This is a genomic window from Streptomyces sp. NPDC014891 (genome assembly GCF_043081085.1).
Taxonomy (GTDB): Bacteria; Actinomycetota; Actinomycetes; order Streptomycetales; family Streptomycetaceae; genus Streptomyces.
On sequence record NZ_JBIBWF010000001.1, the window covers coordinates 865995 to 881223 of the forward strand.

General features: G+C 71.7%; 9 protein-coding genes. All 9 read right to left on the reverse strand.

All coding sequences use genetic code 11. The annotated features are described in order from the left end of the window. Positions 1–26: 26 nt before the first annotated feature. On the reverse strand, positions 27–3404 hold the full coding sequence (locus tag ACF09E_RS03565; protein WP_392203645.1) for a CARDB domain-containing protein: 3378 nt from the start codon (positions 3402–3404) through the stop codon (positions 27–29). A gap of 400 nt (positions 3405–3804) precedes the next feature. After that, complete coding sequence (locus ACF09E_RS03570; RefSeq protein WP_392203646.1) at positions 3805–4815, reverse strand: LacI family DNA-binding transcriptional regulator; 1011 nt, start codon at positions 4813–4815, stop codon at positions 3805–3807. Positions 4816–4916: 101 nt separating this feature from the next. Next, positions 4917–6266 (reverse strand): ABC transporter ATP-binding protein, encoded by a 1350-nt coding sequence (locus ACF09E_RS03575; protein WP_392203647.1) that lies wholly within the window; start codon positions 6264–6266, stop codon positions 4917–4919. A 140-nt stretch (positions 6267–6406) separates the two neighbouring features. Continuing rightward, the gene (locus ACF09E_RS03580; protein WP_392203648.1) at positions 6407–8434 is read right to left on the reverse strand and encodes a glycosyl hydrolase family 28-related protein; all 2028 of its coding nucleotides are present in this window, start codon (positions 8432–8434) and stop codon (positions 6407–6409) included. A 302-nt stretch (positions 8435–8736) separates the two neighbouring features. Next, the gene (locus ACF09E_RS03585; RefSeq protein ID WP_392203649.1) at positions 8737–10341 is read right to left on the reverse strand and encodes a glycoside hydrolase family 13 protein; all 1605 of its coding nucleotides are present in this window, start codon (positions 10339–10341) and stop codon (positions 8737–8739) included. Positions 10342–10450: 109 nt separating this feature from the next. Then, the gene (locus ACF09E_RS03590; protein ID WP_392203650.1) at positions 10451–11326 is read right to left on the reverse strand and encodes a carbohydrate ABC transporter permease; all 876 of its coding nucleotides are present in this window, start codon (positions 11324–11326) and stop codon (positions 10451–10453) included. Positions 11327–11341: 15 nt separating this feature from the next. Then, positions 11342–12301: a carbohydrate ABC transporter permease gene (locus ACF09E_RS03595; protein WP_392203651.1), complete on the reverse strand. Its 960-nt coding sequence runs from the start codon at positions 12299–12301 to the stop codon at positions 11342–11344. Positions 12302–12394: 93 nt separating this feature from the next. Then, entirely contained in the window at positions 12395–13813 is a 1419-nt protein-coding gene (locus tag ACF09E_RS03600; protein ID WP_392203652.1) for an extracellular solute-binding protein, read from the reverse strand. A 372-nt stretch (positions 13814–14185) separates the two neighbouring features. Further along, positions 14186–15160 carry a hypothetical protein gene (locus tag ACF09E_RS03605; RefSeq protein ID WP_392203653.1) on the reverse strand — a complete coding sequence of 325 codons (975 nt, stop codon included), beginning with the start codon at positions 15158–15160 and terminating at the stop codon, positions 14186–14188. Between the last annotated feature and the right edge of the window lie 69 nt (positions 15161–15229).

The following is a 15229-nucleotide window of genomic DNA, read 5'->3' on the forward strand; positions in this document are numbered from 1 at the left end:
CCCTCGCTGCCGCGGGGCCGGTCGGATCAGCCCTGGTTGAACACGAACTGCGTGCCGGGCTGCGAGCAGATGTCGCCCTTGGCGGAGTTCGTGACGGTGACGTTCGTGAGGGTGGCGCTGCCGCGGGCACCGCTCATGGCGAGGACTCCGCAGCCGTTGAGCGACTTGTCGATCTTGACGTTCGTGACCTTGACGTTCGGCATGGCGCCGCCGCCGGTCTTGAACTGGATGCCGTCGTACGTCGACTCGTGGATCTCGGTGTCGCGGATGGTCACGCCCGGGATGTCCGGCCCCTGGGCGAAGAGGGTGATGGCGCCGAACTCCTGGTCCTCGTTCCAGAACGCGCCGCCCGTGCGGTACAGGGCGTTGTTGGCGATGAGGGTCTGCCCGGTGAAGGGCAGCGGGTCGTGGTCGGTGGCGAGCATGATGCCCGGGTAGTTCATGGTGTCGGCGATCACGTTGTTCTCGATCGTGTTGCCGTAACCGCCGTAGACCGCGATGCCGTTGGCCCGCCAGGGCAGCTGGACGGTGTTGTTGCGGAAGTGGTTGTCGTGGCCGACGTCGACGGAGGTGTCCTTGACGTACTTGCTGGCCCACACCGCGAGGGCGTCGTCGCCGGTGTTGCGGAAGGAGGAGTCGTAGACGGTGGAGTTGCGGGTTCCGTTGGCGAAGTTGATGCCGTCGGCGTAGGTGTTGCGGATCCGCATGCCGGTGAACTCCAGGCCGTCGCCCGGCCCCCACAGCTCGGGGATGTTGGAGTAGTCGCGGCCCGCCCAGACGCCGACGTTGGCGTGCTCGATCCAGACGTTGCTGATCTTCGTGTTCTTGCCGAAGCGGCCGTTGAGGCCGACGCCGCCCTCGGCGTTGCCGTCACCGCCGCGGATCGTGCCCGAGCCGAAGATCGCGATGTCCGAGATCTTGGTGTTGTCGTCGATGTCGAAGCCGAAGTTGCCCTCGTGCGGGTGGTTGATGCCGTTCGCCAGGTGCGGCGGGGTCAGCGTGTAGAGCTGGGAGTGCCACATGCCGGCGCCGCGGATGGTGACGTCCCGGATGCCGACCTGGTTGTGGGTGCCGCGGTTCAGCGGGTCGTCGGTGAGGATCTTCTGCTCCTGCCGCCACTGGCCGGCCGGGATCCACACGCAGGGGATCTCGCCCTTCTGGTCGGCGGTGACGGCGCGCTGGAGGGCGTCGGTGTCGTCGATGCCGTCGTTGGGGACGGCCCCGTACTCGGTGATCGAGACGCACTCGGCGGGCTTGGCGGCCGGCGGGGCGACCTGCTCCAGGTCGATCAGGTCGACGACGTAGAACGCGGCGGTGTCGCCCGCGTCCCGCTGGAGGCGGAACTTCGTGCCGGCCGGGTAGGACTGGGTCAGCAGGGCGTTGGACTCGTCGAAGAGCCGCCGCGCGTCACCGCCGGGGGTGTTGGTGAGCCCCTCCGGCTGGTCGGTGTTGCCGTAGAGCCAGCTGTGCTTGGAGGAGAGCGTCAGCTTCCGCACGAACTGGCCGTTCGCGTAGAGGCTGAGCGTGGCCTCCTGGCCGCCGCCGCCCGGGGCGTCCGGGATGGAGTTCCGCACGATGATGGAGTTCGCGGCGTTGGTGGAGGTGAACTCCACGTAGTCGCCCGTGGAGTTGAGGCGCACCGACTCGCGGCCGGAGGACTCGGTGGCGTAGTTGGTGTGGCCGAACGGGCGGGTGGAGTCGGTGTACAGCAGCGAGCCACGGTAACTGGCCTTCTCCGCCTCGTACTCCGTGTACGGGACGGCCGCGCCGCGCCCCACGACGAGGGAGCGGCCGAAGACGTTGTTGTTCTCGTTCGTCTCGGCGACGGTGCCGGTGGCGTCGGCGGTCGCCGTCAGCGTGACCCCGCCGTTGGTGGCCGTCCACGTGCCGCTGAGGGCGACGTTCGCGGTGTCGCCGGCGGCGATGGCCGGGGTCGTGCCCGACAGGGTGGTCGTCCCCGCCGTGAGCCGGGTGACGCTGCCGGCCGGGACCGCGGAGGTGCCGCGGTTCTTCACGGCGACCGTGAAGGAGACGGGCGCCCCGACGGCGGGGGTGGCCGGGTTGGGGGTGATGCCGGTGACCGTGAGGTCCGGGCCGGGGGTCTGGGAGACCGTCAGCTTGGTCGTCGCGGTACGGCTGTTGTTGCCGTTGTCGAGCTCGGGCACCGTGTCCGTCGGGTCGACGGCGGCCGAGACCGTGTAGGAGCCCATCGGGCGCTTGCCGATGGGGACGTTCACGGTCGTCGACTGGCCCGCGGCGAGCGCGGGCACCGGGGCGGATCCCGCGACCGTGCCCTCGGCGCTGACGTTCACGGTCGTCGCCGCTGCGGCGGCCGTGCCCGCGTTGCGGACGGTGACCTTGGCGGTCACCTCGTCCGCCTCGGACGGGGTGACCGGCTCCCAGGTCAGGTCGTTGACGACGAAGTCGGGGGCGGGCGCGGCCTTGCCGAGGACCTGGATCTCCGCCACCTGGACGCCCGGGGCGCCGGTGTTGGAGAAGCCCGTGAGCCGCAGGTCGGACACCCGGCCGGTGACCGGGATGGTGACGGTGTTCTGCCCGGCCGAGGGGCTGAAGACGTAGTCGGCGCGCGCCTTCAGCGTGGTGAAGCCGCCGGCCGCCGAGGCCCGGCCGAGGACTTCGAGGGACTGGGTCCGCGGTCCCCAGGCGGCGTCCGGGTTGAGCTTGACGACGACGGCCTCGACCTCGGCGTCCGAGCCCAGCTTGACGGTCAGCGAGGCGGGGTGGCCCGCCGACTCCCAGTAGGTGGAGGTGCTGTCGTCGTTGGCGTTGGCGGCGGTGTAGTTCTGCGTCGTGGACGTGGCCTCGATCGGCTTGTTCCGCGCCAGGTTGGTGCCGGTGACCGGCGGCGGGTCGCCCGGGTCGCCGCCGTCGGCCTCCCCGTAGATCTCCAGTTCGGAGAGCTGCGCGGCGTTCCAGCCCGTGTTGGAGGCCACCTGGACCCGGACGAAGCGGGCCGTCGCGGAGGGCAGGTCGAGGGCGACCGTGTTGGCGGCGGACGGTGTGAACGACCGGGTCTGGGCCGCGGTGATGGTGCTGAAGGTGCTGCCGTCGGCACTGCCGAGGACGGCGAGGGACTGGTTGCGCGCCTCCCAGCCGGTGGGCAGCTTCAGCGCGAGGCGGTCGAGGTCGACCTGGGTGCCCAGATCGACCTGGACCCACTGCGGGAAGGAGCCCGACGGGCCTTCCCAGTAGGACTGCTGGCTGCCGTCGGTGACGTTGGAGGCCGGGTAGCCGCCGTTCGCACCGCCGGCCGTCGCCGCGCGGCCGAGGGCGAGGTTGGTCTCGCCCGCGGCCTGCGCGGGGACGGGGAGCAGTCCTACGGAGATCAGGCCTGCCGTCAGCAGACCGACCCCCAGACGCCTGCTCGGATGTATGCCTCTCATGGTGACCTCTCCGCGATGCGGGCGTGGCCCGTGGCCCGTCTCCGTGCGTGCGGTCCCCCGGCGCGGCACGCGGCCGGGGAGCTCGGACGAGTTCGACAGGGTCACGCGCCAGGAGCCCGACATGACTCCGACAAGGATCGAATGACAGCTAGCCATCTTCTTGAGTAACTCTGTGACTCATTTGCGCCGTCAGCCCGCAAGGTTTCTACTGGATGACGACTTTGTCAACGGTCCTCGTTCACTTGCAAACATCCGTCATGTTTCGGAAACGCCGACGGCACCGGTGTCGGAGCCGCGCGGGGCGGTGACACCGGTGCCGTCGGGTGAGAGGCGGTCAGTTGTGTTGGCTACGAAGCGAGTTGAGGATCAATCCAGGGGGCGGGGGCGGTGCCCCGGCGGATCAGCGCGGGGTCGGCGGGGCGGTCGATCCGCGGACGACGAGCTCGGGCTCGAAGAGCAGCTCGCCGGGGTGCTGCTGCGTGCCCCGGATCTGCGCGATGAGCAGGTCGACGGCCGCCCGGCCCATGGCCTCGATCGGCTGACGGACCGTCGACAGCGGCGGTTCCGTGCAGGTCATGAGGGCGGAGTCGTCGAAACCGACCACCGAGACGTCCCCGGGCACGGAGAGCCCGCGCCGCCGGGCCGCCCTGATCGCGCCGAGTGCCAGCGGGTCGCTGCCGCAGGCGATGCCGGTCACCCCGCGGGCCAGGAGGCGCGCGGTGGCGGCCTGCCCGCCCTCCAGCGAGAAGATCGACCGCTCGACGAGGTCGTCGGACCAGGGCATGCCGGCCGCCACGGCGGCCGCGCGGGCGGCCTCCACCTTGCGGCGCGACGGAATGTGGTCCTCCGGGCCCACCACCAGGCCGATCCGCTCATGGCCCAGCGAGGCGAGGTGCCGCCAGGCCTGCTCGATGGCGACGGCGTCGTCGCAGGAGACGCAGGGCAGGTCGAGGCCTTCGATCGACGCGTTGACGAGGACGACGGGGATGCTGCGCTCGGCCAGCCGGTAGTAGTGGTCGTGCGGGGCGTCGGCCTGCGCGAAGAGCCCGCCGGCGAAGACCACTCCGGAGACCTGCTGCTGGAGCAGCAGTTCGACGTAGTCGGCCTCGGAGACACCCCCCTTGGTCTGGGTGCAGAGCACCGGGGTGAGCCCCTGCTGCGCCAGCGCACCACCGATGACCTCGGCGAACGCAGGAAAGATCGGGTTCTGGAGCTCGGGCAGCACGAGGCCGACGAGCCGGGCCCGCTCGCCCCGCAGTTGCGTCGGCCGTTCGTAGCCGAGCACGTCGAGCGCCGTCAGCACGGACCGCCGGGTCGCCTCCGAGACCCCGGGCTTGCCGTTGAGGACACGGCTCACCGTCGCCTCGCTGACCCCCACCTTCTTCGCCACCTGAGCAAGTCGTCGCGTCATACACGCAACTCTAGCGCAAACAACGCAAGAGAATTGCGCCAATCTGACGACCGATGAAACCGGTCAGCGCAAACCGTGCGATGCTCCGGGACACCCCGCCGTCACCGCCCCAGGGTGGCCGGCGCGTCCGGCGCGGGACAGATCCTGTCCCCCCGGTGGTCGAAGACGTACAGCCGCTCCAGATCCACCAGCAGCGGGACCTGGGCACCCACCCGCGGCGGCCGTCCCTGGGGTCCGGTCCGCACCACCAGGTCGCTGTGCGCACGGCCGCGGCGCTCCCCGTCCGCGAGACCGCCGGCCGCGTCCCGCTCCTCGGCCCGGGGATGCGGCGGCCCGGCCGGGGCGGTCACCCTCCGGGCCGCGCCCCGGCCGAACCCGCGCCACCACGGATCGCCCCGGCGCCGGGGCGCCGCACGGGAGCGGGCCGCCTCCAGGTCGGCCACGGACGCCGGCCGGGAGCCGGTGTCCAAGTGCACCAGCACCTCGTGTCCCTGGTACTCGACGTGCTCCACGACACCGACCAGCGGCACCTCGCCCGGTCGCGCCCGGCCGGGAGCGGCGAGGCGTACGGCCTCCGGGCGCAGGCCGACCGTGATGCGGAGCCCCTGCTGGATGCGGAGCAACTGGTGGTCGACGCTCAGCGGCTCGGGCAGCGCCAGGCTCTGGGATCCGAGGACGAGCCGCATGGGCCCGCCGAGCGGGGCGTGCACGAGGCCTTCGAGGAGGTTGATGCGCGGAGTCCCGACGAAGGCGGCCACGAACACGTTCGCCGGCCGGGCGTACAGCTCCCTGGGCGGACTGACCTGCTGGAGGACCCCTTCGCGGATGACCGCGACGCGGTCGCCCAGCGACATCGCCTCCGCCTGGTCGTGGGTGACGTAGACCGTCGTCACGCCGAGCTCCGCGGTCAGCCGCGCGATCTCGGCGCGCAGGTGACCGCGGAGCTTGGCGTCCAGGCTGGAGAGCGGTTCGTCCATCAGGAAGACCGAGGGTCTTCGGGAGATCGCCCTCCCCATGGCCACCCGCTGCCGCTCACCGCCGGACATCTGGCCGGGTCTTCGGTCCAGCAGGTCCTCGACGGACAGCATCCGGGCGGTCGCCACCACGCGCGGGTCGGGGTCGGCCGCGGGGTCCTTCAGCCGCAGCGGGAAGCCGATGTTCTCGCGTGCCGTCATGGCGGGGTAGAGCGCGAAGTTCTGGAACACCATGGCGATGTCGCGCTCGCGGGCGGTCATGTGGTTCGCGAGCCGGTCGTCGAGGTACAGCTCGCCCTCGCTGATGTCCTCGAGGCCGGCGATCATGCGCAGGACCGTCGACTTGCCGCAGCCCGAGGGCCCCAGCAGGACGAGGAACTCGCCGGGCCCGACGGTGAGCGAGAGGTTCCGCACCACGGGCGCGCCGGAGTCGGGGAACCTCTTGCTGACGTTCCGTAGCGTGATGGTGCGGCTCATGCGGACCTCCGCCTGGCGTCGGTGGGATGGGAGGGGCGCCGCCCGTCCTGGGAGGCCGCCGGCGGGGGCGCCGCGGTGGGCGCGGGCACGGTGCCGCGCCCACCGGAGGATCGGGGGCTCCCCCGCCGGCGCCCGTGCCGTCAGGACCAGGGCGAGGGCGCCGGGGGTGCGACGACCGGCGGCCGGTCGTCGCAGGTGATCGTGTTGGGCAGGAGCCAGGGCGCCAGCCAGCCGCCGTCGTTGCCGCCGCGGTCGGCGAGGGTGAACTCCGAACCCGTGGAGGGGAAGTGGAACGAGCCGCAGTTGTTGACCCCGACGGCTCCGACGTTGCGGGCGTCGACGTTCTCGATGGTCGCCGAGCCGGCCGTACGGGCGCTGACCACGGAGTTCCCGGTGCCGTCGACGCGGATGTCCTTGAAGTGGACCGACGGGATGCCGTAGCGGTCCTTCACGCCGTATTCGCTGACCAGCATGATCGCGTTGTGGGTGGAGTCGAGGTAGTGGTCCCCGGTGACCCGTACGTCGGCGTCGATCGAGCCGTCGAGCGCGTAGAACCAGAGGGCCCCGAGTCCGATCCGCCAGTTGAGGTCGAGGGTGCCGGCCCGGACGGTGGTGTTGTCGGTGAAGCGGAGCGTCCCGGTGAAGGGTTCGGCGCCGAAGCGGGCGCCCGCGTGGAGTCCGCTGCCCTCGCGTACGGGGTCGGCGACGAGGTTGCCGGCGACGGTCGTGTCGGCTCCGCCGTAGACGGCGATCCCGTTGGCGAGGGTGGGTGACTGGACGGTGTTGCGGGCGACGGTGTTGCGGGCGTCGGCGGTCTTCTCCGACCAGAGGGCGATGCCGTCGTCGCCGGTGTTGCGGATGAAGTTGTTGCGGACGAGTGAGTCGGTGACCCCGGTGTGGAAGTTGAGGGCGTCGGCGATCTGGTCGGTGATGATGTTGTTCACGACCTTCACGTTCCGCATCGGGCCGTCGAACCAGAGGCCCACCTTGGTGTGGTGGAGGTGGAGGCCGTCGATGGTGGAGTCGCTCATGGCCCCGCCGACGGCGTTCACCTGGTCGGTGTCGACGCGCTCGCGGACGTCGCCCTCGATGGCGAACCCGCGCAGGTGGACGTTTCGGCTGCCGCCCTCGGCCGCGGGCTTCCCGTAGAGGCCGACGCCGGTGTGCCGGGAGCCGTCGGGGGCGGGTTCGGCGAGGGTGACCTGACGGCCCTTGAGGACGGTGTGCCAGTTGCCGGCGCCCACGAGGGTGACGTCGTCGACGACGATGTGCCGGTCGACGCGGAAGGTGCCCGGCGGGAGGTAGACGGGGCGGTCCAGGCGGCGGGCGAGGGCGATGGCCCGCTCGATGGCGGGGGCCGCGTCCCGGCGGCCGGTGGGGTCGGCGCCGAGCAGGCGCACGTCGACGCCGCCCCGCTCGACGTGCGGCGGGGCGACCAGCTCGGTGTCGAGGAGGTCGATGACCGTCCAGGCGGCCGGGCTGCCGGCCGGCACCGTGAGCCGTATCTTCTCCCCCGCACGGTGGGTGGTGCCGAGGAGCAGGCGCTGCTCGTCGTAGAAGTGGGTGGGGCGGAAGGGCTTGGGGAACTCGGGCACGGGCGTGGTGGCGGCCGGCACGCAGGAGCACTCGGCGAGCCACCAGTCCGGGTGGAGCAGGTCGGCCCCGGGGTCGTTGGTGAAGGGGTACTGGTTGTAGAGCCAGGAGTACTGCGAGGTGAGCGTCATCGTGCGGCGGTCGCGGCCGGCGGAGACGTCCAGCGGGGCGGTGATCCCGCCGCCGCCGGCCGCGTCGGGGATGCTGTAGCGCACGGTCAGGGCGTTGGCCGCGCGGGGCAGGGTGAACTCGACGTACTGGCCGGGGACGAGCCGGACCGCCTTCCGGCCGGAGGCCTCCGAGGCGAGGGTGTACGGGGTGCGGTCCGGGCCGATGACGGTGCCGGTGGAGCGGGCGTTCTCCGCCTCCTGCTCGTCGAAGGCGACGTCGGCGCCGCGTCCGGCCACCAGCACGGGGTCGAGTGCCGCGCGGGTGGTGACGGGCGTACCGGACCGGGGGCCCGGGGCGGCGCCGGCGGTGGTGGCGGCCGTCTGGCCGAGGCAGAGGAGGGCGCAGGCGACGGCGGTGGCTCTGGCACCGGCGCGGACCCGCGGACGGACGCGGCTGGGGATCATCTGGGCTCGCTTCTCGGACGGTGGGGACCCGCGGCGGACGGGCGTCGCCGCGGTGGGGCGAGGCACGCGGCGACCGGATGGGGAGGGTGCGCCGCGCGCACGGAAGCCCCGCTCCCGGCCCCCCACGGAACGGGATCGGGGCTTCCGTCACGGCCGGGTCAGGTCCCGGCCTCGACCACCGTGCGCCGTGGCCGACGGAGTCGGCTGAGCGGCCTCGGCCGCACGGTGGGGTCTTTCCTCGGGCCGCCGTCCGCGCCCGCGGGCGGACGGGGCGGGGGCGGGGCTGCCGGAGCGGTCCCGGTTCAGGCGCGGAGCCAGGCGGCGGTGTCCGGGGGGAGGGCGCCGTCGGGGGCGAGGGGGCCGCTGGAGAGCAGGAGTCCGGAGTGGGCGGGGAGTTCCGCGGCGTCCGGGGAGAGGTTGACGACGCAGATCAGGCCGTGGTCGCGGGCGAAGGCGAGGACGCCGTCCCCGGCGGGGAGCCAGCTGAGCGGGCCGTCGCCGAAGCCGGGTACGGTGCGGCGCAGTTCGAGGGCGGTGCGGTAGAGGGTGAGCATGGAGTCGGTGTCGGAGCGCTGCCGGTCGACGGCGTAGCGGGCCCAGTCGGCGGGCTGCGGGAGCCACGGGTCCGATCCGGCGCCGAAGCCGTACGAGGGTGCCTCGGCCTCCCAGGGGAGGGGGACGCGGCAGCCGTCGCGGCCGGGGTCGCTGCCGCCGGAGCGGAAGTGCATGGGGTCCTGGATGCGGTCCCGGGGGACGTCGGCCTCGGGCAGGCCGAGTTCCTCGCCCTGGTAGAGGTAGACGGAGCCGGGCAGGGCCAGGGTGAGGAGCGCGGCGGCGCGGGCGCGGCGGGTGCCGAGTTCCAGGTCGGTGGGGGTGCCGAAGGCCTTGGTGGCGAAGTCGAAGGCGGTGTCGGTGCGGCCGTAGCGGGTGGCGGTGCGGGTGACGTCGTGGTTGCAGAGCACCCAGGTGGCGGGGGCGTGGACCGGGGCGTGCTCGGCGAGGGTGTCGTCGATGGTGCGGCGGAGCCGGTCCGGCTCCCAGGGGCAGGCGAGGAAGTTGAAGTTGAAGGCCGTGTGGAGCTCGTCGGGCCGGAGGTAGCGGGCGAAGCGTTCGGCGTCGGGGAGCCAGACCTCGCCGACGAAGACGCCGTCGTAGGCGTCGGCTATCGCGCGCCAGGAGCGGTAGACGTCGTGGATCTCGTCCTGGTCGATGTACGGGTGGGGGTCGACGCCCTCGACGAAGTCGCGGAGGTCGGGGTCCTTGGTGAGGAGGGCGGCGGAGTCGATGCGGACGCCGGCGACGCCGCGCTCGAACCAGAAGCGCAGGACGTCCTCGTGCTCGCGGCGCACGTCGGGGTGGGACCAGTTGAGGTCGGGCTGCTCGGGCGTGAAGAGGTGGAGGTACCACTCGCCGTCGGGGACGCGGGTCCAGGTGGTGCCGGAGAACTGGGAGGGCCAGTCGTTGGGCGGGAGTTCGCCGTGCTCGCCGCGGCCGGGCCGGAAGTGGAAGCGTGACCGTTCGGGGCTGCCGGGTCCCGCGGCGAGGGCGGCGCGGAACCAGGCGTGCTGGTCGGAGACGTGGTTGGGGACGATGTCGACGATGACGCGCAGGCCGAGTTCGGCGGCTTCGGCGATGAGCTTCTCGGCCTCGTCGAGGGTGCCGAAGGCGGGGTCGATGGCGCGGTAGTCGGCGACGTCGTAGCCGCCGTCGACCATCGGCGAGGCGTACCAGGGGGTGAACCAGACGGCGTCGACGCCGAGTTCGGCGAGGTGGGGCAGTCTCGCCCGGACGCCCGCGAGGTCTCCGGTGCCGTCGCCGTCGCCGTCGGCGAAACTGCGCGGGTAGACCTGGTAGATGACGGCGTCGCGCCACCAGTCGGCGGTGCGGGACGGCGAGGAGGCTGCCACGGAACGGTCCTTTCGGGCAGGTCGGGGTTCTTCGCCGCCGTCCCGGAGAGCGGGGGCAGGATGGGCCGGGACGGCGGCGAAGGCTTGGGAGGAGGGCGGTGGCGCGGGGTCAGCCCTTGAGGCTGCCGGCGGTGAGGCCGCCCATGATGTTGCGCTGGAAGACGAGGAAGACGAGCAGCGTCGGGAGGGACGCGATGGTGAGGGCGGCGATGAGGATGTTCACCGGGACCCCGTTGGAGAGCGAGTAGATGCCCACGTTGAGGGTCTGCTTCGCCGGGTCGGGGAGGGTGAGCATCGGCCAGAGGAAGTCCTTCCACACGCCGACCACCGCGAAGATCGACACCACGCCGAGGATCGGCCGGGAGATCGGGAGGACGATCGACCACAGGATCCGCATGGGGCTCGCGCCGTCCATGGAGGCGGCGTCGAGGAGTTCCTTCGGGATGGAGTCGAAGAACCGCTTCAGCAGGAAGATGTTGAAGGCGTTGGTGACGGACGGCAGCCAGATCGCCCACGGGGTGTTGAGCAGGTTCCGCTCGACGATCGGCACGTCGAGGACGGTCAGGTACTGGGGGACGACGAGGACCGTCGCCGGGATCATCAGGGTGGCGAGCATCAGCCCGAGGATCGCCTTGCCGAGCACCGGACGCAGTTTGGAGAGCGAGTAGGCCGCCGCGACGTCGAGGACGAGCTGGAAGGCCAGGGCGCCGAAGGCGTAGTAGAAGGTGTTGAGCAGCAGCGAGGACAGGTCCATGACCTCCCAGGCGCGGCTGTAGTTCTCGGGGGTGAAGCTCTCCGGCACCAGGCTGGGCGGGGTCCTGACGACCTCCTGGGTGTCCTTGAACCCGCTGGATATCAGCCAGTACAGAGGGCCGAGGAACACCAGGGTGAAGCCGCCGGTGACGAGGGCGAAGGCGCTCCAGTAGAGGCGCTTGCCGCGGCTCTTGGCGAGGACGGCCGGCGAGATGAGCGTACGTGTGGACATGCTGGTCTCCCGGTCCTACTCTTCCTCGGCGCGGCTGAGCTTGACGTACGCCGCCGAGAAGCCGGCGAGCAGTACGAGCAGGAGCAGGCCGAGGGCCGCCGCGGCGCCGTAGTTGTTGAAGTTGAAGGCGTACTGGTAGATGAGGTAGACGACCGTGGTGGTGGACCCCTCGGGTCCGGCGCCGCCGGTGAGCAGGAACGGCTCGACGAAGACCTGCATGGTCGCGATGATCTGCATGAGCAGCATCAGCGAGAGGATGAGGCGGGTCTGCGGGATCGTGACGTGCCAGATCTTGCGGAACAGGCCGGCGCCGTCGAGTTCGGCGGCCTCGTACAGCTCGCCCGGGATGCCCTGGAGCGCGGCGAGGTAGATCAGGGTCGCGCCGCCCATGTTCATCCAGGTCGAGGCGAGGACGAGGGAGAACATCGCGATGTCCGCGTCCTGGAGCCACTGCTGCTCGGGCAGGTGGAGGAGGGCGAGCAGCTCGTTGAGGAGGCCGTAGCCCGGGTCGTACAGGTACTGGAAGAGCAGGACCGCGGCGACCGGCGGGAGCATGACGGGCAGGTAGACCAGGAGCCGCAGGTAGCTCTTGCCGTGCCGGAACTCGTTGATGGTGATCGCCAGGACGAACGGGACGGCGAAGCCGAGGACCAGGGCGAGGGCGGTGTACCAGAGGGTGTTGCCCCAGGCCTGCCAGAAGGCCGGATCGTTGAAGACGGTGCGGAAGTTGTCCAGTCCGACCCAGACGGACTCGCCGCTCTCGGTCTTCTGGAAGGCCAGGAGGAACTCCCTGACCATCGGATACCAGGAGAACAGGGCGAAGCAGAGGACGGCGCCGATGAGGAAGCCGTGGGCGGTGAGGTTCCGCCGCAGGTTCTTGGCGAAGGCGCCGCCGGGGGCGCCGGGGCCCTGCTGGCGCGGCGTGGAGTGGCGGGGACGCGCCGCCTTGCTCGGGGTCAGGCTCGGGGCCGACATGCGTGCTCCTCGGTACGGGACTGCCGGGTCTGCCGGCGGGTCGGGCGTTCCGGGCGGGGCGGGCGTGGAGGACGCCCGCCCCGCCCGGTTCCGTCACTGGTTGGCCAGGACCTGGTTGACCTGCGTCTCGGCGGTCGACAGGAGCTTGTCGACGTCGGCGTCCTTGTTGGTGAGGAGACCGGACATCACGTTGTCGAGCACCTTGTAGACCTCCTGGGCCTTCGGCGGCTCGGCCTTGCCGGGGACGGGGCTGTCCATGAACGCCTTGAAGTTGGCGACCGGCATGGTGGCGTTCTGGACGCGGGAGGCGTCGTCCTCGGTCTTGGACTCGTTCAGCCAGAAGTTCGGCTGCGGGAGGCCGACCGGCAGGCTGTCGGCCTTGGTGCGGGCCCAGTCGAACTGTCCCTTGCCGACGGTGGTGAACTTGAAGTTGAGCCAGGCGATGCCGGCCTTGACCTTGTCGGGCGAGATGCCCTTCTTGATCATGTAGCCGTTGCCGCCGGCCAGGGTGTTCTTGCCGCCGGGGATCGGGCCCATGCCGAAGTTCTCGTACTTGGCCCCCAGCTGCTGGACCATGTACGTGATGTCGTCGGGGGCGGCGAGGAACATGCCGAGCTTGTCGGTGGCTATCTGCTTCTGCAGGTCGCCCCACTTGAGCAGCTGGGTCTTGCCCATGCTGTCGTCCTCCCAGCGCATGGCGTGGAGGTTCTTCGCGATCTGCTTGCCGATCTCGTTGTTGAACGCCGCCTTCTTGCCGCTCGCGTCGACGATGTCCCCGCCGAGGCTGTACATCTGGGCGGTGAAGTGCCATCCGCCGGTGTTGCCGGCGCTGTACTCGCCGAAGCCCGAGACGCCCTCGCCGAGGCCCGCGATCTTCTTCGCGGCGGCGCGGACCTCCTCCCAGGTCTTCGGCGGGGAGTCGGGGTCGAGGCCGGCGTCCTTGAAGAGCTTGCGGTTGATCAGCAGGCCCATCGTGTAGTTGCTGGTGGGCAGGCCGTACAGCTTGCCGTCCTGCTTGAGGGTGCCGAGGACGTTCGGGTCGATGTCCTTGAGTCCCGGGACCGTCTTGTCGGTCACGTACGCGGAGATGTCCTCGGCGCCGTTCTCCGACAGGACCTGGGGGAGGTCCGTGAAGTAGGTGTAGAAGACGTCCGGCTGCGACTTGGCCTTGAGCATCGCGGTGAAGCGCGGCGGCTCCAGGCACTGACCGGGGGTGGAGCGGCCCTCGATGGTGACGTTCGGGTACGTCTTGTTGAACTCGGCGACGTCCTCCTTCCACTCCTTGAGCTCGGCCGCCTTGGCCGCCGGGGGCATGCAGTCGATCGTGAGGGACACCTTGGTCTTGGGATCCAGCGGAGCGGAGGCGTCGGACGAGCCGGTCTGCTGCGAAGTACCGCCGCCGTCGTCGTCGCTGCTGCTCGTGCCGCAGGCGGCGAGAGCGGTGAGCGTCATCGCGGAGACGAGGGTGACCGCGCTGGCGCGGCGGGTACGGCGGAGCCTGGCACTTCTCATCGAGTGGTCCCCTTCGGGCAAGAACGTGGAGGTCGCCTCACCGGAGTCGGCGACTGCGTGGTGGGGCGCGGCACACTCAACCACCCCCAACAAGTGAACGCAAGATATCGCGCTCATTTCGTAATTGCTCGACAACCCGGTTCCTGTCGGGCTGTTGGGAGTGGGGACCTATGCCACGCAGGACCGGCGCACCGAGAGGTGAGGCCGGGGGCGGCCAGGGCGCTGGGTTGTCACCACACCGAGACCTGCGGAATGCAGTGCGTCATTTGCAAGATCTCTTCAAGTTCTTCCAGGCATCCGTTACCTTGACGTACCCGACCCACCACCGCCGACCCACCGCCGCGGCTCCCCGACGCCTCCCCCCCGGCTCCGTCAGGCCTCGTCCCGCCGCTCGAGGTCCTGGAGCGCACGGGCCTTCTGGGCGGCGACCCGGCGGGCCTCCCGCAGGGCGTGCTCCGCCGCGGTCACCTCCTTGCCCGCCGCCGTGGCCGCCGTCCGCGCCTCCTGCCTGGCCCGTCGCCCCTCGTGCAGCTCGCGCTCCAGCCGGCCGACCCGCTCGGCCGAGGAGTCGGCCTCCTCCACCGCGGCCTGCCGGGCCTCACGCGCCCCGGCGAGCTCGCGCTCCCGCCGGGCGACCTCGCCGTCGGCGTCCCCCGCCTCCGTACGGGCTCGTTCCAGCGCGCGCCGGCGCCGCGTGTCCTCGCCCCGGGCGGGCTTCCGCCCCGCGGCCGACCGGCCGTCTGCTCCCGCCGCATCCTCGCCCTCCCCCGCGCGGTCGCGCTTCTGCGCCCGCCCGCCCGCCGTCCCGGCTCCGGAGGCGGCTGCCGACGGGGGGACCGGAGGCCGACGGGGCGGCACCGCCTCCGGAGCGACCGCGGGGAAGCCGACCGCCGCCTCGGGCGTCCTGACGAGCCGCCCCCGCGCCCACTGCTCGGCCACGTCCCGGTCGGCGAGGACGGCGTGCAGGGTCTGCTCGATCTCGTGCTGCACCGTGTCGCTCACGGAAAGCCCCGCCTCGCCCGCGAGCGCGGCGGCCGTGCGGGCGAGCGCGGCGATCAGCTCCTGCCGCTGGGCACCCGCCGCCCGCAGCTGCTCGGCGTCGAGCGTCCGGTGCGCCTCCCTGAGGGTCGTCCCCAGGGCGAGGAACTGCTGGGCCTCCCGCTGCCGCTGCCGCGCCAGCCGGTTCGCCGCCCACGCGGCGATGGACGGGCGCCGCAGCGCGGCGACGGCCTTGGCGGCCCGCGCGTCCTTGGCCGCGCGCGCCCGGGCGACGTACGTGTCCCGCGCGGCCACGAACTCCGCCGGCCTCAGCCCGTACAGCTCCTCGGCGACTTCCTCGACATCCACGGGGCCCACTCTGCGCCGCCCGTGCCCGGAGACGGGGATCCCGCTCGCCGCCTCCGCCGGATGCCCGGT